This is a genomic window from Nonomuraea sp. NPDC049758 (genome assembly GCF_040674635.1).
Taxonomy (GTDB): domain Bacteria; phylum Actinomycetota; class Actinomycetes; order Streptosporangiales; family Streptosporangiaceae; genus Nonomuraea.
Map to the genome: position 1 here is coordinate 15,514 of NZ_JBFAMZ010000010.1, position 21,473 is coordinate 36,986.

Below are 21,473 nucleotides of genomic sequence, written 5' to 3' on the forward strand. Positions count from 1 at the left end.
GTGATCTACCACTAATATCCCGTTAGACATCGGCCATAACGGTCGTTGTACGCCTAATCCCGGGCGTGTTGCCCGGGAGCCGGGGACCCATCGCATCCGGGGTGAATCCGCGCAAGTGGTAGGGACTGCTCCCGTGCCCGAACCCGTCAGCTAACCCGGCCGGCAGAGGGAGAGGAACAACCACGTGGCGGCTTCGTCCCCCGCGAGTCTTGCCGTCGGTCTCATCACCGCCACCGCCCTGCTCGTCCATCCGGCCGCCGCCTCGGTCTCCGGGGCGGCCGCCGTGGCGGCCGCGCCCAAGCCGTCCGAGGCGCAGCTGCGGGCCCAGCTCAAGGAGCTCAACCGCAAGGTCGACAAGCTCATCGAGACGTACAACCTCAAGCGGGTCGAGCTGGCCAAGGCCCAGCAGGCCGCCACCGCGGCCCAGCAGCGGCTCGCCGCCGCCGAGCAGGCGCTGGCCACGGCCGAGCAGCGGGTCGCCGAGATCGCCCGGCTGCGTTACCAGAACGGCGACACCTCCCTGCCGGCGTTCATGATGACCCCGGACGGCGGCGGCGCGGCCGTGCTCGAACAGCTCACCGCCGAGCAGCAGGCGGTCGTGGACAGCGTGGCCAAGGCCCGCGACGACCAGAAGAAGGCCGCCACGGCCGCCGCCGCGCTCGCGACGGAGCTGAAGGCGGGCACGGCGGAGGTGGCCGAGCAGCGCGACGACGCCCAGGACGTCATCGACGACATCAAGAAGAAGCTCCAGGACCTGGTGCCGTTCGGGCCGGGCAAGAAGTCCGACGGGAGCTGGGCGCCCGAGCTGCCGGCCGGCTCGGACAACATCACGCCGCGCACCCGGCTGATGCGCGCGCAGGTGCAGAAGAACTTCTCGCTGCCGTACGAGGTGGGCTGCTTCCGGTCCGGCTCCAGCGGCGAGCACCCGCTCGGCCGGGCCTGCGACTTCATGATGAGCACTGGCGGCACCATGCCGAGCGCCGTCAACAACGCCCTCGGCGACCGGCTGGCCGACTGGGCGCTGAAGAACAAGGCCAAGCTGGGCGTCAAGTACGTGATCTGGAAGCAGCGCATCAATCAGGGCTCGGGCTGGCGCTCGATGTCCGACCGCGGCAGCATCACCGAGAACCACTACGACCACGTGCACATCTCGATGAACTAGCCGCGGACCGGCGGCTCAGCGGATGCCGGTGAGCTTGTCGGGGTTGGTGACCGAGTAGACGGCGGCGATCCGGTCGCCCTCGGGCGTGAGATCGACGACGACCACGGCCAGCGGGCCGTCACCGGAGAAGACGAGCGCGCACGGGTCGCCGGCCACGCGCCGGTAGCGCAGGTCCACCGCGCCCGGGGTCAGCGTCGCGGCGACGGACATGAACAGCGCCGCCACCTGGTCCCGGCCGTGGACCGGGCGCAGGCTGGTGGCCGGTCCCTTGCCGCCGCCGTCGGTCCACAAGGTCACCTCCGGCGCCAGCACCTCCAGCAGGGCCCGCAGGTCACCGCCGAGGGCGGCCGCGGCGAACCGCTCGGTCACCTCGGCGTGGACGTCGGGCTGGGTTCGGTGACGAGGACGGCGCGCGTGGACGTGGCGGCGCGCGCGGGCCGCGAGCTGCCGGACCGCCGCCGGCGTGCGCCCGAGGATGTCGGCCGTCTCCGGATGGCTGAAACCGAACACCTCGTGCAACACGAAGACCGCTCGTTCCAGCGGTGACAGGGTCTCCAGCACGACCAGCACCGCCATCGACAACGACTCCCCGCTCCCGGCGGCGCCCCCGGCGTTGTCGGGGGCCGTGACCAGCGGTTCCGGCAGCCAGGAGCCGACGTAGGTCTCCTGGCGGCGGCTCAGGTCCGCCCGCCGGGCGAGCGCCTGGTTCACCGCGATCCGCACCAGATAGGCCCGGACGTTCTCCACCGGTCCGGCGTCCGGCCTGCGGTGCCGGGCGGACCAGGCCAGCCACACCTCCTGCAGCACGTCCTCGGTGTCGGCGACGCTGCCGAGCATGTTGTAGACCACCGAGAACAGCAGTTCCCGGTAGCCGAGGAACTGCTCGGTGGCGGCGTCGGCGGGGTGCCGCGGGGTCGGTGTCATGGCGTGCCTCCTCGTCTGTCGCAACCGAAGAGTCCCGACGCGTGGCGATTGTGACATGAAGGCATCAAGCGTGATCTATGCCACTCATGTCACAGTTCCCGGCCGGTTCCCCCTCTGTGGTGGCGTCACGACTCACAAGGGAGAGCTTCGATGCGTACATTGATCCGCGACGTCAGGGTGTTCGACGGCGAGCACACCATCGCGACGGCCGACGTGGTGATCGAGGACGGCCTGATCGCCGCGGTCGGCGCCGGCGCGGGTCACCCGGCCGACGCCGAGGTGGACGGCACGGGCAGGACGCTGCTGCCCGGCCTGATCGACGCGCACACCCACGTGTTCGACGGCAGCCTGGCCCAGGCCCTGCGGTACGGGGTCACCACCGAGCTCGACATGTTCTGCCTGCCGCAGATCCTCGCCGGGCAGCGGCGGCTGGCCGCCGAGCACGACGACGTGGCCGACCTGCGCAGCGCCGGCACGCTGGCCACCGCTCCGGGCGGCCACCCGACCCAGCTGCTGGCGGCCCTGGCGGGCACCGTCCTGGACGGGCTCGACGTCACGGCGATCGACTTCGTCTCCGACCCGGCGCAGGCGCCGGCGTTCGTCCAGGCCAGGCTGGCCGAAGGGGCCGACTACCTCAAGATCGTCATTGACGACGGCGTCGTGCACGGGGCCGACCTCCCCGTCATGACGGCGGAGGTCGCCGCCGCCCTGGCCGTGGCGGCGCACGAGGCGGGCCTGCTGGTCATCGCGCACGCGATCACCGCCGCCGAGGTGGGGACCGCGCTCGACGCCGGCGTCGACGGCCTGGCTCACGTGTGGACCGACCTGGCGCCGGACGACCCGGCCTCGCTGCGCCTGGCCGGGCGGGTGCGCGACCAGGGGGTCTTCGTGGTGACCACGCTGGCCTACTTCGAGGCGATCACGGCTCAGCACGTCGAGACCGCCGACTGCGCCCGCCCGGGCAGCTCCGTCAACGCCGTCGGCGCGCTGCGGGCCCTGCGCGGCGCGGGCGTGCCGCTGCTCGCCGGGACCGACGCCACGCCGTTCGTGCCCGCCCACGGCGCCGGCCTGCACCGCGAGCTGCAGTTGCTCACCGAGGCGGGGCTCGGCGCCGAGGAGGCGCTGGCCGCCGCGACCAGCGTGCCCGCCCGGCACTTCGGGCTGGCCGACCGCGGCCGGATCGCCCCCGGTCTGCGCGCGGACCTGGTGCTGGTCGAGGGCGACGCCACCCGGGACGTCACCGCCGTCGGCGACATCGCCGAGGTCTGGCGTCGCGGGGTGCGCCAGGCGCGGTAGCCCCTGCCGGTGACGCGCCGGCCGGGTCAGCCGAGCGTGAGGGGGTTGACCAGGTCGGCGTAGACCAGCAGACCGGCCATGATGATCAGCACGAACGCCATCGCGTAGGTGAGCGGCAGCACCTTGGCGATGTCGACGTAGCGGGGCTCGGGGCGGCGCAGGATCTTGGCGTAGCCGCGCTTGATCCCCTCCCACAGGCCGCCCGCGATGTGGCCGCCGTCGAGGGGCAGCAGCGGGATCAGGTTGAACAGGCCGATCGCCAGGTTGAACCCGGCCAGCAGGCTGACGAAGGTGAACAGCTTGCTCTTGTTGGACATGTCGGAGGCCAGGATCTCGCCGCCGAGCCGGCCCGCGCCCACCACGCCGACCGGGCCCTCGGGGTCGCGCTTGTCGCCGGAGAAGGCGGCGTTCCAGACGCCGACCATCTTCGCCGGCAGGTTGACCATCGAGCCCACGACGCGGCCGGTCAGGTCGCTCATGTAGCCCGGCACCTGCCCGATGCTCTGCTGCTCGAAGACCTGGGAGGGCACGACGCCGAGGAACCCGACGCCCTTGTCGATCTTGGTCTCGTCGGTCGGGTTCGCCATGTCGCGGGCGATGAGGGTGACGTCGAGCGTCATCGGCCTGCCGTCGCGGACGATGCCCAGCTTGACGGGGCCGGCGCCGTGGCCGCGGATCAGGCGGGTGGCGTCCTGCCAGGTCGCGATCTTCTGGCCGTCGAGGGAGACGATGTGGTCGCCGACCTTGACGCCCGCCTTGGCGGCCGGGGTGCGCTCGTCGGTGGGCGCGCACGTCTTGCGCACCTCGGTGGTGGGGATCACGCACGTGTTGGTGTCGGGCGACACGATCGGGGCGGTCTTGGGCAGGCCGATGCCGACCAGCAGGATGCTGAAGAAGATGAAGGCGAGCACGAAGTTCATCGCCGGGCCGCCCGACATGATGATGATCTTCTGCCACCACTTCTTGCGGTAGAAGACGCGGTCCTCGTCGCCGGGCCGCACCTCCTCCATGGCCGCCTCGCGGGCGGTCTCGATCAGGCCCTGCCACGGCCCCGTCGACGCGCTGCGCAGCCTGCCGGGAGCGTCGCCAGGACGCGGCGGCAGCATGCCGATCATGCGGATGTAGCCGCCGAGCGGCAGCCACTTGATGCCGTACTCGGTCTCACCCCTGCGGATGGACCAGGCCGTCGAGCCGAAGCCGACCATGTACTGGGTGACCCGGACGCCGAAGATCTTGGCCGGCACGAGATGGCCCACCTCGTGCAGGCCGACGGAGACCATCAACCCCACCAGGAACAGAAGGATCCCGGCGACAAAGAGCCAGTTCATCTACGCGCGCTCCAGGCAGACAGACGGTCTCGACGTTCCCAGACTAGTCGAACTCAGCACATCCCTCGGGCTTGCCCGCACTTTGGTGAATCAACGGACCGCATTGACAGTAAGCGATCAGCCGATCACCCTGGGAGACGATGGAGGGGGACGTCTTGATCCGCATACTCATCGCCGAACACCTGCCCTTGGTGCGACGCGGTCTGCAGGCCACGCTCGAAGCCGAGCCCGACCTGCGGGTGGTCGCCGAGACGGGCAGCCCCGACGGTGTGCTGCCGGCCGCGCGGTCGAGCGCGCCCGACGTCGCGATCGTCGATCTCGACCTGCCGGGCCTGCCGGTCGCCACGCAGCTGACCGAGCAGGTCCCCCGCTGCTCGGTGCTGATCCTCTCCGCCCGGCCGAGCCCCGGCCAGGTGCGCAGGGCGTTCAACGGCAGCGTGCTGGGGTTCATGAGCCTGCGGGTGGCGCCCGAGCGGCTGGCCGAGGGGGTGCGCCAGGTCGCCGCGGGCGGGCGGGCGGTGGAGGCGGAGCTGGCGGTGGCGGCCCTGCAGTCGGCCGCCAACCCGCTCACCCGGCGGGAGCTCGACGTGCTGCGCATCGCGGCGGGCGGGGCGAGATCGACCGAGATCGCCGACCAGTTGTTCCTGTCGGTCGGCACCGTGCGCAACCATCTGTCGCGGATCATGTGCAAGACGGGCGCCCGCAACCGGCTCGACGCCGTGCGCATCGCCAGCGACAGCGGCTGGTTGTAGCGGCTGGTTGTGCGGAACCGGACGAGATGACGGGCCCGGTGGAGCCGCGCCGCTCCGCCGGGACCCGAACAGTCGAATGATCTCAGCCCGCCGAACCCGTTGCCAGTGACCGCCATCACGACCTGACCCGTGTGAAACGTCACTACGGACGCCAGATCAACACCAGCGCGCAGTCGTCGTTGTGGCCCGAGGACATCGCGTTGACCAGCGCCCTCGCGCCGTCGCGGAAACCGGAGGGCAGCAGCCGCTCCGCCTCGCCGAGCAGCCGGTCGAGCCCGGCGTCGATGTCGCGCCCCGGCTGCTCGATCAGGCCGTCGGTGTAGAGCAGCAGCGCGTCGCCCTTGCGCAGGGTGCCGCTGTCGGGCTCGCAGTGGAGGTCGGGCACCACGCCGAGCACCACGCCCTTGGCCGAGGCGACCTGCCAGTTGCCGGTGCCCGAGTCGAGCTTCACCACCGGCGGATGGCCGGCCGAGGTGATCGTGTAGTCGCCGGTGGCGAGATCGAGGCGTACGTGCACGGCCGTCACGAAGCCCTCGTCGCCGCGCTGACGGTGGAGGTAGGCGTTGCACGCGGGCAGGAAGTCGTCGACCGAGCCGAGCAGCCCGCCGAACGTGCCCGACAGCAGCAGCGCGCGGGTGCCGGCGTCGACGCCCTTGCCGGAGACGTCGACCAGGGCGATCTCCACGGAGTCGCCGTCGCGCATGGAGACCAGGAAGTCGCCGCCGAACGACGAGCCCCCGGCCTGCTTGAGCACCACCTTGCCGCCCCAGTCCTTCGGCAGCGGGGGCAGCTCGCCCTGACTCCTGAGCCGGTCGCGCAGCTCCAGCAGCATCGCGTCGCCGCGCAGCCCCTGCACGCCGAGCTTGCCCCGGGTACGGGCCATGAGCACGGCGAGCACGGTGGTGAACACGATCGTCACCGTGAGCCCCAGCCCCACCCGCGCCACCCCGAGCGTGGCCGCGACGTAGGTCAGCGCGACGCCTACCGCCACCAGCAGCTTGACCAGGCTGCGCAGCCGCAGCTGCAGCCCGCCGATCAGGGTGACCAGGATGAGCAGCGACGGCGAGAACCACTCGGTGGACACCTTCGCCGCCAGCAGCCCGATGACGAGCGAGAGCATGGTCAGTGTGATGAGCAGGTTGCGGTCACGGGCCAGCGGCCCTCTCCGGACGAACCGGACGGCGGACACCAGGAACGGCACCCGCACCAGGACCGCACGGACCCGTGGCGGAATCAACGGCGCCGGACGGGAACTCATGATGCGTGTGACTGTATCGGTCTGACCCCTGTTTGGGCAGCCCACTTGACCAAGGCCTTGATCATTAAGCACGGATATTGGGTGGCCGTCCCCCTTTGCCCGCTCCTACCGTGGACGGATGACCTATCCGATCCGTCCCATTGACGAATCCGAGTGGCCGGGCTTCGCCGGCGTGCTCGCAGAGGGGTTCGGCTGGACGCCGCATCCCACCCAGGACGAGCGGTACAAGGCGGCCACGGAGTTCGACCGCGCCCTGGTCGCCTTCGACGGCACCACCATGGCGGGCGTCACGTCCGTCTTCAGCCTCACGATGACCGTCCCCGGCGGACGCCAGATCCCCGTGGGCGGGGTGACCGCGGTCAGCGTGCTTCCCTCGCACCGCCGCCGCGGCGTGCTGTCCGCGCTGATGCGCCGGCAGCTGTCCGACATCCGCGACCGCGGCGAGTCGGTGGCCGCCCTCTACGCCTCCGAGTCGCTGATCTACGGCAGGTTCGGGTACGGCAGGGCGGCCAGCGAACTGTCGTACAAGATTGACAAGCATCGCTCGGCCTTCGTGCGGGACGCCCCCACCGACCCGGCGCTCCGGCTCAGGGTGGTCTCCCCCACCGAGGCCAGGGCCGACTTCGAGAAGCTGTTCGCCGCCGTCGTGCCCCGGCGTCCGGGCCGGTACGAGCGCACCCGGCACGTCTGGGACGCCTTCCTGGCCGACGAGGAGCACGACAGGGGCGGCTGGGGCTCGCTGCGCGCGGTGCTCGCCGAGGACGACCAGGAGGTGCGCGGTTACGCGCTGTTCCGCACCAAGTCGGCGTGGGACGCCAACGGCGTGCCCAGCGGCGAGCTGCGGGTGTTCGAGCTGGAGGCGATCGATCCGGCGGCCTACGCCCTGCTGTGGCGCGACATGCTGGACCGTGACCTGATCACCAGGCTGGAGGCGTACGCCCGGCCGGTGGACGACGCCCTGATCGCGCTGCTCGCCGACTCCCGCCAGCTGCGCGCGACCTGGTCCGACGAGCTGTGGGTACGCCTGGTGGACGTCGACCGGGCCCTGACCGCCCGCGCCTACGCGGCCCCCGTGGACCTGGTGATCGAGATCGAGGACGACGTGTGCCCGTGGAACGCCGGCCGCCGGCGGCTCACCGCCGACACCACCGGCGCGGAGTGCAAGCCGGTGGACGACGAGCCGCACCTGACGGTGCCGGTGTCCGCGCTCGGCTCGGCGTACATGGGCGACGGCCTGCTCGGCGCGCAGCTCGACGCGGGCCTGCTGCGCGAGCACACGCCGGGCGCGGTGCGGGCGCTGGCCGCGGCCATGGCGTGGAGCCCCAAGCCGCTGGCCGGGCTGGTGTTCTGAGACACACGACGTAGGCTCTTGAGCATGGCCCTGCAAAGTCTGCAGATCACCGCGACCATCGCCATGCGGGCCCGCGACGTGTCCAGGCCGTCGAAGGAGCAGCAGGAGGCCGCCGACCGGCGGCCCCTGCGCGACGAGACGCCCCGGCGCGAGGCCAGGCGCAAGACCTAGGGCAGCGAGGGCAGCTGGCCGATCGTCTCGTAGGTGGTCAGCTGCGCGATGCGCCTGCTGTGGCGCTCGCTGCCGGAGAAGGAGGTGGTCAGGAAGACCTCGACGAACCTGGTCGCCTCCTCGGTCGTGTGCATGCGCGCGCCGATGCTGACGACGTTCGCGTTGTTGTGCTCGCGGGCCAGCGAGGCGGTCTCCTCGCTCCAGGCCAGGGCCGCGCGGATGCCGCGCACCTTGTTGGCCGCGATCTGCTCGCCGTTGCCCGAGCCGCCGATCACCACCCCCAGGCTGCCGGGGTCGCCGCCGACGCCCTCGGCGGCGCGCAGGACGAACGCCGGATAGTCGTCCTCGGCGTCGTAGACGAAGGGACCGCAGTCGGTCACCTCGTGGCCGTGGTCCTTGAGCCAGGACACGAGGTGGTTCTTGAGCTCATAGCCGGCATGGTCGGCACCGATGTAGACACGCACCCGTCCAGTCTTCCACAGCCCCGCCGATCCCACTCGCTGGCTAGAGTAAGGACCCCTACCGTTCCCCAGTCCTTACGAAAGTGGAGACGCATGCGTGAGATCCGCGTCGTCGGCGATCCGGTGCTGCGCACGCCCGCCGAGCCCGTCACCGACTTCGACCGCGAGCTGCGCCGCCTGATCGAGGAGATGTTCCAGGCGATGTACGCGGTCAACGGGGTGGGCCTGGCCGGTCCGCAGATCGGCGTGTCGCGGCGGCTGTTCGTCTACGACATCGCCGGGCGCAAGGGCCATGTCGCCAACCCCGTGCTGACCGTCGACGACGCCGAGGAGGTCTCCGACGAGGAGGGCTGCCTGTCGGTGCCCGACCGCCGCACCCGCACGCCGATCTACGCCCCCGTGGCGCGGGCCGCGGGCGTCACCGTCGAGGGCGTCGACCGGCTCCAGCGGCCCGTGCGCATCAAGGCCCGCGGCTCGCTGGCGCGCTGCTTCCAGCACGAGACCGAGCACCTCGACGGCAGGCTGTACGTCGACCGCCTGCCGAAGGACGAGGCCCGCAGGATCATGCTGCGCGCGTAGGCCGCGGCGGGCCGGGGGCCTACAGCTGCAGCGACTTGATCTCCAGGTACTCCTCCAGGCCGAACTCGCCCAGCTCGCGGCCCACGCCCGACTGCTTGTAGCCGCCGAAGGGGGCCAGCGGGTTGAACTGGCCGCCGTTGACGACGACCTGGCCGGTGCGCAGCCTGCGGGCGACGGCGACCGCGCGCTCCTGGCTGCCCGACCAGACCGCGCCGGCCAGGCCGTACCTGGTGGCGTTGGCGATCTCCACGGCCTGGCCCTCGCTCGTGTACGGGATCATCGCCAGCACGGGCCCGAAGATCTCCTCCTGCTCGATCGTCATGCCCGGCTCGACCGCGGCGAAGACCGTGGGCTCGACGTAGAAGCCGCGCTCGCGGGGGCGCTCGGTGCCGCCGGCGACGAGCCTGGCGCCCTCCTCCTGGCCCCGGTTGATGTAGCGGACCACCCGGTCGCGCTGGGCCGCCGACACCAGGGGCCCGACCCGGGTGCCCTCGTCGAAGGGGTCGCCGACGGTGTACTTGCGGGTCGCCTCGACGGCCAGGCGGACGGCGTCGTCGTACTGGTCGCGGTGGACGATCATGCGGCTCCAGGCCGAGCAGGTCTGGCCGGCGTTGATGAAGCAGTTGGCCACGCCGACCTTGACGGCCGTGGCCAGGTCGGCGTCGGGCAGGATGATGTTGGCCGACTTGCCGCCGAGCTCCAGCGCCACCCGCTTGACGGTCTCGGCGGCGAGCGCGGCGACCCGTCGGCCGGCCACGGTGGAGCCGGTGAAGGAGACCATGTCCACGTCGGGATGGGCGGCCATCGCCTCGCCGACGACCGGGCCGCGCCCGCTGACCAGGTTGAACACCCCAGGCGGCAGGCCCACCTCGTCGAGGATCTCGGCCAGCGCGTACGCCGCCAGCGGCGCCACCTCGCTGGGCTTGAGCACCACCGTGCAGCCGGCGGCCAGCGCGGGGCCGACCTTGCAGATGATCTGGTGCAGCGGATAGTTCCAGGGCGTGATCGCCGCGACGACCCCGATCGGCTCCTTGACCAGCAGCGAGTTGCCGATGCGGGACTCGCGCGGGTAGCTCTCGGCCAGCTGCGCGTAGGAGGACAGGACGGCGGCGGGCATCAGCGTCTGCACCTTGAGCGCGAAGCCGAGGGGCGCGCCCATGTCGGTGGCGATCGTCGCCGCGACGCTCTCGGCGCGCTGTTTGAGCAGCTCGGCCGCGTGGCCGAGGAGCTTCCCGCGCTGGGCCGCCGAGGTGTCGGACCAGGCCGGGAACGCCTCACGCGCCGCCGACACCGCCGCCTCGACGTCGTCGGGGGTGCCCGCCGGCACCCGGTCGATGATCTCCTCCGTGGCCGGGTTGGCGACCTCGATGGACTCGTCTGACGTAGAGGCGTTCCAGGAACCGTCGATATACAGCTGGCGCATGGGGCCATCCTCGCGTGCACGTCGTGGGGCCGGCGAGACCACGGATCGAGCGGAGGGGGATTCCTCATCCTCCGCGCGCCCGCGAACCTACCGCCAGGGTATGAGTCTTACCCCAGCGGGGGCGACATATCTAGTCGAAGGTGGGCTGTCTGGTACGAGTGCGCTTGAGCTCGAAGAAGTCCTCGAACTCGGTGACGAGAAGCACGCCGTCCCACAGCCTGCCCGCGTCCTCGCCCTTCGGGATGGACGTGATCACGGGGCCGAAGAAGGCGTTGGCGCCGACGCGGATGACCGGGGTGCCGACGTCCTGGCCGACCAGCGTGATGCCCTCCTGGTGGGAGGCGCGTACGGCGTCGTCCCACTCGGTGGAGTGGGCGGCGGCGGCGAGGTCGCGGCTGAGGCCGATCGCCTCCAGGGAGTCCTCGATCAGCTCGCCGAGGCGGCTGAGGTCCTTCATCCCGCGCTCGTTGTGCAGGCGCGTGCCGAGCTCGGTGTAGAGCGGGCCGACGACCTCGTCGCCGTGCGCGGCCCGCGCGGCGGCCACCACGCGGACGGGTTCGATGGCCCTGGCGATGGCCTCACGGTAGGAGTCGGGCACGTCCTTGCCCTCGTTGAGCACGTTGAGGCTCATGACGTGCCAGCGCGGCTCGACGGCGCGTACCTTCTCCACTTCGAGAAGCCATCGTGACGTCGCCCAGGCAAAAGGGCAGAAAGGATCGAACCACAGGTCCACGGGAATCTTCTCAGTCACGTGGGGCCATAACCTGAGGGTGTCGAGGTCCTATTCCCGGCGTGGCAGGATACCGACAAACTACAACGAAGTGGTGAAAAGGAGCGCAACTTGGCAGGCAACCTGACCCGGGACGAGGCTCGCGAGCGCGCCCGGCTGTTGAAGGTCGAGTCGTACGAGGTCGCACTCGACCTGACGGAGGGGGACGAGCGCTTCGAGAGCGTCACGACGGTGCGCTTCACCAGCACCAGCCCGGGCGCCTCCACCTTCATCGACCTGCACGGCGCCAACGTGCGCAAGGTCACCCTCAACGGCACCGACCTCGACGTCTCCTCCTACGACGCCGAAAAGGGCCGCTTCCCGCTCCCCTCGCTGGCGGAGTCCAACGAGCTGCTGGTCGACGCCGACTGCAGCTACATGCGCACGGGCGAGGGTCTCCACCGCTTCGTGGACCCGGTCGACCAGAAGGTCTACCTGCACAGCCAGTTCGAGACGGCCGACGCCCACCGCATGTACGCCTGCTTCGACCAGCCCGACCTCAAGGCCGTCTTCCAGCTCACCGTGCTGGCCCCCGCCGACTGGGAGGTCGTCTCCAACGGCGCCGCGGCCAAGGTCGAGGACCTCGAAGGGCAGTCCGGGCGCCACGGCGGCGTCCAGGCGGCCAGGCGCTGGGAGTTCGAGCCGACGCCGGTGATCTCGACGTACATCACCGCGCTGGTGGCCGGGCCCTACTACAAGGTCACCTCCGAGCACGACGGCATCCCCCTCGGGCTCTACTGCCGCGCCTCGCTCGGCGAGCACCTCGACGCCGACAACCTCTTCGAGGTCACCAGGCAGGGCTTCGACTTCTTCCACCGGGTGTTCGGCGTCCGCTACCCCTTCACCAAGTACGACCAGCTCTTCGTGCCCGAGTTCAACGCCGGCGCGATGGAGAACGCCGGTTGCGTGACGTTCCTGGAGGACTACGTCTTCCGCTCCCGCGTGACCGACGCGGTCGTCGAGCGGCGCGCCGAGACGATCCTGCACGAGATGGCCCACATGTGGTTCGGCGACCTGGTCACCATGCGCTGGTGGGACGACCTGTGGCTGAACGAGTCCTTCGCCACGTACGTGTCCGTGCTGGCCCAGGCCGAGGCCACCCGCTGGGGCAACGGCGCCTGGACCACGTTCGCCAACGTGGAGAAGTCCTGGGCCTACCGCCAGGACCAGCTTCCCTCCACCCACCCGATCGCCGCCGACATCCCCGACATGCAGGCGGTCGAGGTCAACTTCGACGGCATCACGTACGCCAAGGGCGCCTCGGTGCTCAAGCAGCTCGTCGCCTACGTCGGCCTGGACAACTTCCTGGCCGGCGTGCGCGACTACTTCGCCGAGCACGCCTGGGGCAACACCGAGCTGAAGGACCTGCTCGCCGCCCTGGAGCGCACCTCGGGCCGCGACCTGTCGTCGTGGTCGAAGGAGTGGCTGGAGACCGCGTGGGTCAACACGCTGCGGCCCTCCTTCGAGGTGTCCGACGGCCGCTTCACCTCCTTCGAGGTGCTGCAGGAGGCCCCGGCCGACTACCCGACGCTGCGCTCGCACCGCATCGCCATCGGCCTGTACTCGCTGGCCGACGGCGTGCTCACCCGCACCAAGCGGGTCGAGCTCGACGTGGTGGGCGCCCGTACCGGCGTGGCCGAGCTCGTCGGCGCCGAGCAGCCCGACCTGGTGCTGCTCAACGACGACGACCTGACCTACGCCAAGATCAGGCTGGACGAGCGTTCCCTGCGCACGCTCGTCGAGGGCGGCATCGCGGCCTTCACCGAGTCGCTGCCGCGCGCCCTGTGCTGGTCGGCGGCCTGGGACATGACCCGCGACGGCGAGATGTCCACCCGCGACTACGTCAGGCTGGTCGTCTCCGGCGCGGGCACGGTCTCCGACATCACGGTCCTGCAGGCGGTGCTGCGCCAGGCGCGCCAGGCCGTCCAGCAGTACGCCGCGCCGGCCTGGCGGGCCGAGGGCGAGGCGCTGCTGGCCGCCGAGCTGCGCTCGCTGATCGGCTCGGCCGCGCCCGGCTCCGACCACCAGCTCGCCTTCCTCCAGGCGTTCGCCCCGGTGGCGGTCTCCGGCGCCGACCTCGACCTGCTGCAGGCCATCCTCGACGGCACCGGCGTGCCCGAGGGCCTGACCGTCGACGCCGACCTGCGCTGGACGCTGGTGGCCGCGCTGGTCTCCGGCGGCCGCCTGGGCGAGCCCGACATCGCCGCCGAGCTGGAGCGCGACCCTACGGCGACGGGTGAGCGGTCGGCCGCGCTGTGCCGGGCCGCGATCCCGACGGCCGAGGCCAAGGCGGCGGCCTGGGACCGGATCGTGGGCGGCGACCTGGCCAACCACATCGCCCGCAACACCATCGCCGGCTTCCAGGACGCCCACCACGCCGAGCTGCTGGAGCCGTACCGGGAGAAGTACTTCGCCGAGGTTGGGCGCGTCTACCGCGAGTGGACGTTCGAGAAGGCCTCGACGTTCGCCATGAACTGCTTCCCCGCGCTGCTCATCGAGCCCGCCACGGTCAAGGCGGCCCAGGACTTCCTGGCCGCCGAGCAGCCGCCGCAGGCCCTGCGCAGGCTGATCCTGGAGGGCGCCGACGGCGTCAGCCGCGCTCTGCGCAACCGCGCGACCGACGCCGCGTCGGCCTGATCCGTCCGGGTCCCCGCCACACCCGGCGGGGACCTGGCTTCGCGCTGCGGCGAATACGGCCTGAGCACGGAGACCGGGTGTTAGCCTCAAGTACGTGCTAGGCGCCGGTACCACGCTCAACGACCGCTACGTGCTGGCCGACCGCCTCGGCGGCGGCGGCATGGGCGAGGTCTGGCGTGCCGACGACCTGGTGCTGGGCCGGGCCGTCGCGGTCAAGGTGATGATGCCCGCCCTGTCGGAGAACCCCACCTTCACCCAGCGCTTCCAGAACGAGGCCAGGGCCATGGCCACGCTCAGGCACCGCGGCGTGGTCGGCGTCTACGACTACGGCGTCCACGAGGCCGACGGGCGCCGGGTCAGCTACCTGGTGATGGAATACGTCCGGGGCGAGTCGCTCGACCGGGTGCTGCGGCGCGGCCCGCTCGGCGCGGAGGAGGCCATGCGCCTGGTCGCCGAGGTGGGCGACGCGCTGGCCGCGGCCCACGCCCAGGGCATCGTCCACCGTGACGTCAAGCCGGCCAACCTCATGGTCCGGCCCGACGGGCAGGTCGCGCTGACCGACTTCGGGGTCGCCCACTCCGGCTCGGCCGGTCATCTCACGGCCACGGGCACCATGCTCGGCTCGGCCGCCTACTGCGCGCCGGAGATGGCCGCGGGCAACGAGGTCACCCCGGCGGTCGACGTCTACGCGCTGGGCGTGGTGGCGTACGAGTGCCTGACCGGGCGGCTGCCGTACCAGGGGGACACCCCTGTGCAGATCATCTTCAAGCATCTCAACGCGCCCGTGCCCGAGCCGCCCGCCGACCTGCCGCCGGCCGTGCGCCAGGTGGTGACGCGGGCGCTGCAGAAGGATCCGGCGCAGCGCTGGTCCTCGGCGTCCGACATGGCGCGGGCAGCCCGCGCGTCGGTCAGTGGCGCGGCCCTGCCCGGCCCGCCGCTCACCAGCCCTCCGGCGACCCCGCCCACGACGGGCTCCCACACGGGTCTCCCCACGGGCTCCTACACAGGCCTGTCCACGGACCCTCACACCGGTCTGCCCACGGGCTCCCACGCGGGTCTTCCCACGGGTTCCCATCCGGGCCTCCCCACGGGCTCCCACCCGGGCCTTCAGCCGACGGGCGTCATGCCCGTGGCCGAACCCGGCTCGCCGCTCACCATGCCATCGGCCCCCGCCGGCGGCCGCTCCCGCCGTCGTCGCACGCTGACGGCCCTGGCCACGATGGCGGCCGCCGTCGTGGTGTCGGCCGCCGTGGCGGGGTCGGTGTGGTTGCGTCCGGCCGAGCCCGCCAGCACGGGCCAGGTGCTGCCGCCCGCCGACGAGACCACGCAGGTCCACAGCCCGAGCAGCCCCGAGCACACCACCAAGCAGCCCGCGCCGCCGACCAAGGCCGTGCCGAGCGCCAAGCCGAGCGGCACCACCAGCGCGACCCCCGGCCCGACCGTGGCCCCCACCACCCCGAGCGCCACGCCCACCGTCTCGCCGAAGCCCACGCCGACCGTGACCACCTCGGAGCCCGAGCCGACACAGGAGCCCACCCAGCCCCCTGAGGAGCCCACGGACGAGCCCACGGTCACCAGCCCGCCGGAAGACGTGCAATGCGTACGCGCCCCATGCCCGTAACCAGTGCGCACCTCGTGTCCCTGACCACTCCGAAGCTTCCTGTGCGTGCGCACCCCACGTCCGTGACCACTCCAGGACGCCCGGCGCCCACGCACCCCGAGCCCGTGACCTTTCCAGGCCACCCAGGGCGTACGCACCCCCAGCCGGTGACCGCTTCGGGGCGTCTGGTGCGTGCGTGCCCCATGTCCGTGACTGCTGCAAGATCGTGAGAAAGTCTTCGCGTGGATTCGACTCGTGAGCTGCTGATCGCCCTCGCCCGCCGGTACGCCTTCGCCGACCTGGGGGCGCTCGCTCCCACGGCCGAGATCTCCGACGTGTGCGAGTTCGGGCAGCGGCTGCTCTCGCTCGACGCCGAGGACTTCGCCGCCGAGGCCAGGTCCGTACCCGCCGACCTGCGCCGGCTCGCCCGCGCCTGCCACATGCCGCAGACGCCGCGGGAGCAGCCGCGCGGGGCCCTGGAGTCGCTCAAGCCCGCCTACGGCCTGCTGCTCGAGGTGATCGCCGTCCGCTGGCACCGGCGGGAGCTGAGCCCCATGATCGCGGCCGTGCACATCGCCAGCGAATATCTGCCGCTGCTGGCCTTCGAGCCGCAGCTCGGCCACGCCGGCGACCCGGCCCGCTGGCCCGCCGGGCTGAGCGCGCCCGGGAGCAGGTTCGGCGTGATCGGCGACCGTGAGTGCGACCACACCAAGTCCGAGCAGTCGGCCACGAACCGCACGCTGCGGGTGTCGGTCGAACCCGGGGAGGGCTGGCGGGCCTACTTCGACCGGCAGCACAGCCAGCTCGCGGGCGCGCTCGCGGTCTGCGTCGCGACCTGCCGCAACCCCTGCACGGCCATGGACTGGATCGACCCCGAGCCCCGCGCCGACCTGCAGGTACGCGCCCGTACCGCGCTGACCTTCGCCGAGACGCCGCTCGTCCGGCTGCGGCACGCGGCGCCCGTCGGGCACGGGTTCGGCGTGCCGTCGCCGGAGGAGGTGCTCGACGCCTGGGAGCGCAGCCGGACGGCGCTGGACAAGAACGCGGTGGGCGCCGCGGCCGCCAAGGACGACGGTTTCCCGCTCCCGGGGCTACCCGCCCTGTTCTCGGCCGTGGCCGGAGCGCCGATCGAACCGTCCAGCCTGCTCGCCGGCGTCAGCGACCACGTCGTCACCCTGCTGCAACGCGCCTGACCACACACCCCCGAACACACCTGAGCCGACGGGCACGTCCCCCTCAGGTGCGGGGGGACGGCACACCTGACCGCCGCCAAGCACAGCGCCTCCGGGCCGAAGAAGCAGCACACCCGGGCCGCAAAGGGCCGCACCCTTGAGCCGCCGCAGGACACAGCACATCTGAGCCGACGGCGGTGGTATGTCCAGCACGGAAGGGGGCCGCGTGAGAGCGTGGCCGCCCCGAAGGGTGCCCCGCGGCAGCGTGGCTGCGCGGAAGAGTGCCGCGCGGCAGCGTGGCTGGACCGCAGGGTGCGGTGCCTTCGGACCGAGGGGTGCCCGTGGGAAGCGTGATTGAGCCGAAGGGTGCGGTGTCCCTTGGAGCGAAGGGGGCCGTGGCTGCACATGGAGGGCACCTGCGTGGCCGCGCCCACCAGGTTGGCACGCCGGGTTCGGAGGGAGGGCCATCAGTGGTGGGGGGTGGCTTGGTCGGCGAGGGCGGTGATGCCGTGCAGGAGGCCGCCGATCAGGTCGCCCGCGCTGAAGGCGGTGGCCATCGACAGGGCGGTGAGCCGGCAGGCACCGTCGCTCAGCCGCCGCCTCGCGTTCGCGCCGGTGACGATCTCCAGGGCGTGTCCCGCCGGATCGACGAACACGACCACGGCGTCGGCCGACTCGGCGCCCAGGGCGGTGTGCAGGCGCTCGGCGAAGTGCCGTCGCGCGCCGACCGGCTCGCCCAGGAAGACGCCGAAGCGCAACCCGCTGCGCCGCTCGGCCCTCTGGACGGCCCTCCTGAGATCGTCGACCTGAGCCGTCGTCAGCGCCCGCCTCGGCGCACGGGTCGGCGTCCGCATCTGTGCCTGCGCCGAAGTCTGTGTCGAAGCCTGTGTCGGGGGCCGTTCCAAGGGCCGCTCTGACGCCTGCGCCGATGCGCCCTCCAACGACCGCTCCAAAGCCCGCTCTGACGCCTGTGTCGGAGGTCCCTCCGAGGGCTGTTCCAAGGGGGGGCGCTTCGGTGCCTGCTCAGAGGGCTGCTCGAAAGGCTGCTCTAAGGGCTGCTCAGAGGGGTGGTTCGAGGGGGGCATCGTTGTGTCACCAGCCTGCCGAGGCGCCGCCGAGGGGTTCGTGCGGCTCGACGGTCATGGCCGCGGCCGCCCAGTCGGGTTCGGGCGTCCGTGCCCAGGGGGCGGCGCCGTCGGCCAGCACCCGGGTCGACGTGCTCACGCCGTGCTCGCTCCCGGACGGCCCGCCCAGCCACACCGGGCCCGGCTCCGCCACCCGGGACGAGCCCCGCCCCGGCACCATGACCAGCAGGCTGATCAGTACGAACAGCCCCAAGGACACCCCGATGAGAAAGAGCAGACTTTCCGCCGCGCTGTTCACACGACGAACGTAATCCTCCGGCGGGTGCCCGGCCAGACCCGTACGGGACCCTCCTACCAGACGGACGGCCGCCGCTCGCCCCAGAACCCGCCCACAGCCGCCTCGACCTGGGCCGACAGCGAGATCAGGGTGCCCTCGCCGCCGATCCGCCCGGCCAGCATGACGCCGATCGGCAGGCCCTCGGCGCTCCAGTGCAGCGGCAGGTTGACCGCGGGCTGGCCGCTGACGTTGTAGATCGCCGGGAAGGCGGCGAAGCGCTTCATGCGTTCGAACGTCTCCTCGACGTCGTCCACGTCCTCGAACCAGCCGACCGGCCTGGGCGGCTGGGTGAGGGTCGGGGTGAGCACCGCGTCGTAGGCGTTCGTGATCGTGAGCGCGCCCCGGGTGGCGAGCTGGAGAGCGGCCTGGGCCTGGAGGAACGCGGGGGCGGTGGTGGCCAGGCCGCGCTCGCGCAGCCACCGGGTGAGCGACCTGAGCAGGTGCCCCTGGTCGTCGGCGACCGGGTGCATGCAGGCGAAGGTGTACCAGAGGGTGACGAACTGCGGCACGAGGTCCGCACCGAACGGCCTGGGGATCTCCACGACCTCGTGCCCGAGGCCGGCGAGGATCGCGGTGGCGCCCTCGTACGCGGCCAGCACCTCGGGATCGACCTCGGCCCCCGGCACGACTGGGTCGGCGTAGCGGGCGATGCGCAGCCGTCCGGGGTCGCGGCCGGCGCAGGCGAGGTACGTGCCCTCGTGCCGGGGCGCGAGGTAGAGGTCGCCGGGCTCGTTGTGCGCCATGACGTCGAGCAGGGCCGCGGCGTCGGCGACGGTACGGGCGATCGGGCCGTTCGTGGACATGCCGGCCAGGTCGGGGATGATCGGGGCGAAGCTGATCCGGCCGCGGGTGGGCTTGATGCCGTACAGGCCGCATGCGGAGGCCGGGATGCGGATCGAGCCCGCGCCGTCGCTGCCCTGGGCGGCCGGCGCCAGCCCGGCGGCCACGGCGGCGGCCGCTCCCCCGCTGGAGCCGCCGGCCGACGTGCCGAGGTCCCAGGGCGAGCGGGCGGGCGGCGAGACGTCGGTCTCGGTGTAGCAGGGCAGCCCGAACTCGGGGGTCGCGGTCTTGCCCAGCATGACCGTGCCGGCCTCGCGCAGCCGGGTCACGACCGTGTCGTCCACCGGCGCGACGAACCCCCGGTAGACCGCCGAGCCGAAAGTGATCGGCACGTCCTTGACCAGATTGAGGTCCTTGACCGGGATCGGCACCCCGGCCAGCGGCCCGTCAGGCAGGTCTTTCTCCAGGCGGCGCGCCTGGTCGAGCGCCTGTTCGGCGGTCACGGTGACGTACGCGCCGACCGAGGGATCGATCCGCTCGATCCGGTCGAGATAGTGCTGGGCGAGCTCGACCGGTGAGACGTCACGGTCGCGGACGGCCCGGGCCTGCTCGAGCGCGGAAAGCTCGTGTATTTCTCGCACGATCGGCACACTAGGCATCTCTAGAGAAGAACGTAAGACATACCCCGAAAACATGAGTGGAACACGATGAGCTGGGCCATAAAACTATGGACAGGTCAACACTAGGAATCATTCCGATCTCCGAGCTACGGTGAGTTACGTGGACTCCGACAACCAGCGAGAAGACGGTCACAACGCGTCACCCATCTGGGTGAGCGACCGGCCAGAGGGCGAGCGCACCGCCGCCGCGACACCATCGGCGCCCACCACCACCTACGCGCCCGTGGAACGCGCGTCCGTGCGTGACCTGCTCCAGGAGCCGCGGTTCCGCCGCATGCGCAATCGCGCGCTCGTGGCGATCGGCGTGGCGATCGTGGTGGGTTTCCTGCTGCGCGACTGGCGTCTGGGCGTGACCGCCGGGGTGGTCGCGGCCATTTTCGAAGCGGTCTACCGCGCGCGGTCCCACTCCACGGTGCCGGCGTGGCGGCGCGCGTCCGTGGCCGAGCGGCGTACCGAGGGGCAGCTCCGCAGGCTGGAGCGCAGCGGCTACCGCACCCTGCACGCCAGGGCGATCCCCGGCAGCGAGGCCCAGATCGACCACCTCGTGGTGGGTCCGACCGGCGTCTACGCCGTGGACTCCGAGAAGTGGGACAAACGGCTTCCCGTCCGCGTCCAGTCGGGCAAGAAGCTCTTCCACGGCCCCTTCGACATGAAGCCGAGGCTGACCGAGGCCAAGTGGGAGGCGTCCCAGGCCAGCGAGCTGATCAGCAAGGCGTTCGGCCGCGAGGTCGTCGTCGTGCCGTCCTTGGCCATCTACGGGCCGCCCGTGCCGTGGAAGATCATGACCATCCGCGGCGTGGACGTCTATCAGGGCGACCGGGCGCGCAAGTGGATCACCAAGCGCGAGCGGGCGCTGACCCCGGCCGAGATCGACCGGCTCTACGACATCGCCGCCCAGGTCCTGCCCGCCCGGTACGGCGAGGGCTAGGCCGGCCGGCCGACCCCGCGGAGTCACGCTCCGCGGGGTTTTTTCACGCCCGCCGACGTGTTCGCCGACAGCCGGGCGCCGAAGTCGTCCAGCTCGGCGGCCAGCACGCCGCTGGGCGGCAGGACGTCCGGCAGGCGGGACAGCAGGGCCGTGCCCACCCCGGCGATGCGCACGATGTGGTCGATCAGCGCCTCCCGGTCCTCGGGCCAGGGGAAGGACGGCTGGGCGATGAGCAGCGAGACGCAGCCGTGCACGGCCGACCAGAGGCCGAGCGCCAGCTCCTCGGGGTCGCCTTCGAGCACGCGGGCCGCCACGCAGGCGGCGACGGCGTCCACCATGTGGCGGAAGCACGCGGCGGCGGCCGGCGGCACGCCCTGCACGGCCGAGGGCCGCATCATCAGCACCCGGTACTGCACGGGATGGTCGAGGGCGAAGCGGGCGTAGGCCCGTCCGCAGCGGCCGAGCGCGAGGAACGGGTCGCCCGTCAGGTTCTCGCTGAACATCCGGCCGAACTCGTCCCACACGCGCAGGCAGACGGCCTCCAGCAGCGCCTCCCTGTCGGCGAAGTGCAGGTAGACCGAGGGCGTGGACACCCCGGCGCGCTGGGCGACGGCGCGCAGGGTGAGGGCGTCCTCGCTGCCGGACTCGGTCAGCAGGTCCTCGGCCGCGCGCAGGATCTCCTCCCGCAGCAGGCCGCCTTCTCCGCGCCGGGCGCGCACACGTCTCGCAGCGGTCATGGATCTCAGATTGACGCCGTCAGGTTGACGATGTCAATCTGAC

At 71.8% G+C, this 21,473-nt stretch carries 20 protein-coding genes and 1 riboswitch; of the genes, 10 read left to right on the forward strand and 10 right to left on the reverse strand.

From position 1 onward, the window contains the following. The first annotated feature begins 40 nt into the window (after positions 1–40). Positions 41–179: riboswitch (cyclic di-AMP (ydaO/yuaA leader) on the forward strand. Between the two features lie 5 nt (positions 180–184). Next, complete coding sequence (locus AB0J46_RS25880; RefSeq protein WP_364336202.1) at positions 185–1,162, forward strand: hypothetical protein; 978 nt, start codon at positions 185–187, stop codon at positions 1,160–1,162. A 15-nt stretch (positions 1,163–1,177) separates the two neighbouring features. Here the strand turns inward: AB0J46_RS25880 and sigJ are convergent, their stop codons facing one another. Then, positions 1,178–2,086 carry an RNA polymerase sigma factor SigJ gene (gene sigJ, locus AB0J46_RS25885; RefSeq protein WP_364336204.1) on the reverse strand — a complete coding sequence of 303 codons (909 nt, stop codon included), beginning with the start codon at positions 2,084–2,086 and terminating at the stop codon, positions 1,178–1,180. 150 nt (positions 2,087–2,236) lie between these two features. On the opposite strand from sigJ, the gene AB0J46_RS25890 reads away from it, so the two are divergent. Beyond that, a complete protein-coding gene (locus AB0J46_RS25890) occupies positions 2,237–3,382 on the forward strand; it encodes an amidohydrolase family protein (RefSeq protein ID WP_364336206.1) in 1,146 nt (381 codons plus the stop codon). Positions 3,383–3,408: 26 nt separating this feature from the next. Here the strand turns inward: AB0J46_RS25890 and AB0J46_RS25895 are convergent, their stop codons facing one another. Further along, on the reverse strand, positions 3,409–4,710 hold the full coding sequence (locus AB0J46_RS25895; RefSeq protein ID WP_364336208.1) for a M50 family metallopeptidase: 1,302 nt from the start codon (positions 4,708–4,710) through the stop codon (positions 3,409–3,411). A 155-nt stretch (positions 4,711–4,865) separates the two neighbouring features. On the opposite strand from AB0J46_RS25895, the gene AB0J46_RS25900 reads away from it, so the two are divergent. Continuing rightward, positions 4,866–5,462, forward strand: a complete 597-nt coding sequence (locus tag AB0J46_RS25900) for a response regulator transcription factor (protein WP_352360440.1) — start codon at positions 4,866–4,868, stop codon at positions 5,460–5,462. A 142-nt stretch (positions 5,463–5,604) separates the two neighbouring features. On the opposite strand, the gene AB0J46_RS25905 is transcribed toward AB0J46_RS25900, so the two are convergent. Continuing rightward, on the reverse strand, positions 5,605–6,720 hold the full coding sequence (locus AB0J46_RS25905) for a PP2C family protein-serine/threonine phosphatase (RefSeq protein WP_364336210.1): 1,116 nt from the start codon (positions 6,718–6,720) through the stop codon (positions 5,605–5,607). 118 nt (positions 6,721–6,838) lie between these two features. Between AB0J46_RS25905 and AB0J46_RS25910 the strand changes: the two genes are divergently transcribed. Both AB0J46_RS25910 and AB0J46_RS25915 read left to right on the forward strand, forming a co-directional pair. After that, complete coding sequence (locus AB0J46_RS25910) at positions 6,839–8,071, forward strand: GNAT family N-acetyltransferase (protein ID WP_364336212.1); 1,233 nt, start codon at positions 6,839–6,841, stop codon at positions 8,069–8,071. A gap of 24 nt (positions 8,072–8,095) precedes the next feature. Further along, positions 8,096–8,242, forward strand: coding sequence for a hypothetical protein (locus AB0J46_RS25915; RefSeq protein ID WP_352360444.1), 147 nt, complete (start codon positions 8,096–8,098; stop codon positions 8,240–8,242). Here AB0J46_RS25915 and AB0J46_RS25920 read toward each other — a convergent pair. Next, positions 8,239–8,706: a ribose-5-phosphate isomerase gene (locus AB0J46_RS25920; protein WP_352323623.1), complete on the reverse strand. Its 468-nt coding sequence runs from the start codon at positions 8,704–8,706 to the stop codon at positions 8,239–8,241. The genes AB0J46_RS25915 and AB0J46_RS25920 overlap by 4 nt on opposite strands. Positions 8,707–8,796: 90 nt before the next feature. On the opposite strand from AB0J46_RS25920, the gene def reads away from it, so the two are divergent. Beyond that, positions 8,797–9,282 (forward strand): peptide deformylase, encoded by a 486-nt coding sequence (gene def / locus AB0J46_RS25925; RefSeq protein ID WP_364336214.1) that lies wholly within the window; start codon positions 8,797–8,799, stop codon positions 9,280–9,282. Between the two features lie 19 nt (positions 9,283–9,301). Here the strand turns inward: def and AB0J46_RS25930 are convergent, their stop codons facing one another. After that, positions 9,302–10,705, reverse strand: coding sequence for an aldehyde dehydrogenase family protein (locus AB0J46_RS25930; RefSeq protein ID WP_364336216.1), 1,404 nt, complete (start codon positions 10,703–10,705; stop codon positions 9,302–9,304). A gap of 130 nt (positions 10,706–10,835) precedes the next feature. Then, positions 10,836–11,456, reverse strand: a complete 621-nt coding sequence (locus AB0J46_RS25935; RefSeq protein WP_364336218.1) for a disulfide bond formation protein DsbA — start codon at positions 11,454–11,456, stop codon at positions 10,836–10,838. A gap of 90 nt (positions 11,457–11,546) precedes the next feature. Between AB0J46_RS25935 and pepN the strand changes: the two genes are divergently transcribed. From pepN to AB0J46_RS25950, 3 genes are all read left to right on the forward strand, one after another. Further along, positions 11,547–14,111, forward strand: a complete 2,565-nt coding sequence (gene pepN / locus AB0J46_RS25940) for an aminopeptidase N (RefSeq protein ID WP_364336220.1) — start codon at positions 11,547–11,549, stop codon at positions 14,109–14,111. Between the two features lie 94 nt (positions 14,112–14,205). Beyond that, positions 14,206–15,732: a protein kinase gene (locus tag AB0J46_RS25945; protein ID WP_364336222.1), complete on the forward strand. Its 1,527-nt coding sequence runs from the start codon at positions 14,206–14,208 to the stop codon at positions 15,730–15,732. A gap of 221 nt (positions 15,733–15,953) precedes the next feature. After that, complete coding sequence (locus AB0J46_RS25950; RefSeq protein WP_364336224.1) at positions 15,954–16,904, forward strand: hypothetical protein; 951 nt, start codon at positions 15,954–15,956, stop codon at positions 16,902–16,904. A gap of 446 nt (positions 16,905–17,350) precedes the next feature. On the opposite strand, the gene AB0J46_RS25955 is transcribed toward AB0J46_RS25950, so the two are convergent. The 3 genes from AB0J46_RS25955 to AB0J46_RS25965 form a co-directional block, all read right to left on the reverse strand. Continuing rightward, on the reverse strand, positions 17,351–17,737 hold the full coding sequence (locus AB0J46_RS25955) for a DUF5130 family protein (RefSeq protein WP_364336226.1): 387 nt from the start codon (positions 17,735–17,737) through the stop codon (positions 17,351–17,353). A 238-nt stretch (positions 17,738–17,975) separates the two neighbouring features. Further along, positions 17,976–18,221 carry a hypothetical protein gene (locus tag AB0J46_RS25960; protein WP_364336228.1) on the reverse strand — a complete coding sequence of 82 codons (246 nt, stop codon included), beginning with the start codon at positions 18,219–18,221 and terminating at the stop codon, positions 17,976–17,978. A 98-nt stretch (positions 18,222–18,319) separates the two neighbouring features. Continuing rightward, complete coding sequence (locus AB0J46_RS25965) at positions 18,320–19,726, reverse strand: amidase (RefSeq protein ID WP_364336230.1); 1,407 nt, start codon at positions 19,724–19,726, stop codon at positions 18,320–18,322. A gap of 139 nt (positions 19,727–19,865) precedes the next feature. Here AB0J46_RS25965 and AB0J46_RS25970 point away from each other — a divergent pair, with 139 nt between their 5' ends. After that, a complete protein-coding gene (locus tag AB0J46_RS25970) occupies positions 19,866–20,693 on the forward strand; it encodes a nuclease-related domain-containing protein (protein ID WP_364336232.1) in 828 nt (275 codons plus the stop codon). 23 nt (positions 20,694–20,716) lie between these two features. Here AB0J46_RS25970 and AB0J46_RS25975 read toward each other — a convergent pair whose 3' ends face one another. Then, positions 20,717–21,430: a TetR/AcrR family transcriptional regulator gene (locus AB0J46_RS25975; protein WP_364336234.1), complete on the reverse strand. Its 714-nt coding sequence runs from the start codon at positions 21,428–21,430 to the stop codon at positions 20,717–20,719. Positions 21,431–21,473 lie beyond the last annotated feature (43 nt).

What these genes read in the sequence shown, in the direction of transcription:
- sigJ (WP_364336204.1), bottom strand. Translation starts at nt 2,086, where the DNA reads ATGACACCGACCCCGCGGCACCCCGCCGACGCCGCCACCGAGCAGTTC.
- AB0J46_RS25890 (WP_364336206.1), top strand. Translation starts at nt 2,237, where the DNA reads ATGCGTACATTGATCCGCGACGTCAGGGTGTTCGACGGCGAGCACACC.
- AB0J46_RS25895 (WP_364336208.1), bottom strand. Translation starts at nt 4,710, where the DNA reads ATGAACTGGCTCTTTGTCGCCGGGATCCTTCTGTTCCTGGTGGGGTTG.
- AB0J46_RS25905 (WP_364336210.1), bottom strand. Translation starts at nt 6,720, where the DNA reads ATGAGTTCCCGTCCGGCGCCGTTGATTCCGCCACGGGTCCGTGCGGTC.
- AB0J46_RS25910 (WP_364336212.1), top strand. Translation starts at nt 6,839, where the DNA reads ATGACCTATCCGATCCGTCCCATTGACGAATCCGAGTGGCCGGGCTTC.
- AB0J46_RS25915 (WP_352360444.1), top strand. Translation starts at nt 8,096, where the DNA reads ATGGCCCTGCAAAGTCTGCAGATCACCGCGACCATCGCCATGCGGGCC.
- def (WP_364336214.1), top strand. Translation starts at nt 8,797, where the DNA reads ATGCGTGAGATCCGCGTCGTCGGCGATCCGGTGCTGCGCACGCCCGCC.
- AB0J46_RS25930 (WP_364336216.1), bottom strand. Translation starts at nt 10,705, where the DNA reads ATGCGCCAGCTGTATATCGACGGTTCCTGGAACGCCTCTACGTCAGAC.
- AB0J46_RS25955 (WP_364336226.1), bottom strand. Translation starts at nt 17,737, where the DNA reads ATGCGGACGCCGACCCGTGCGCCGAGGCGGGCGCTGACGACGGCTCAG.
- AB0J46_RS25975 (WP_364336234.1), bottom strand. Translation starts at nt 21,430, where the DNA reads ATGACCGCTGCGAGACGTGTGCGCGCCCGGCGCGGAGAAGGCGGCCTG.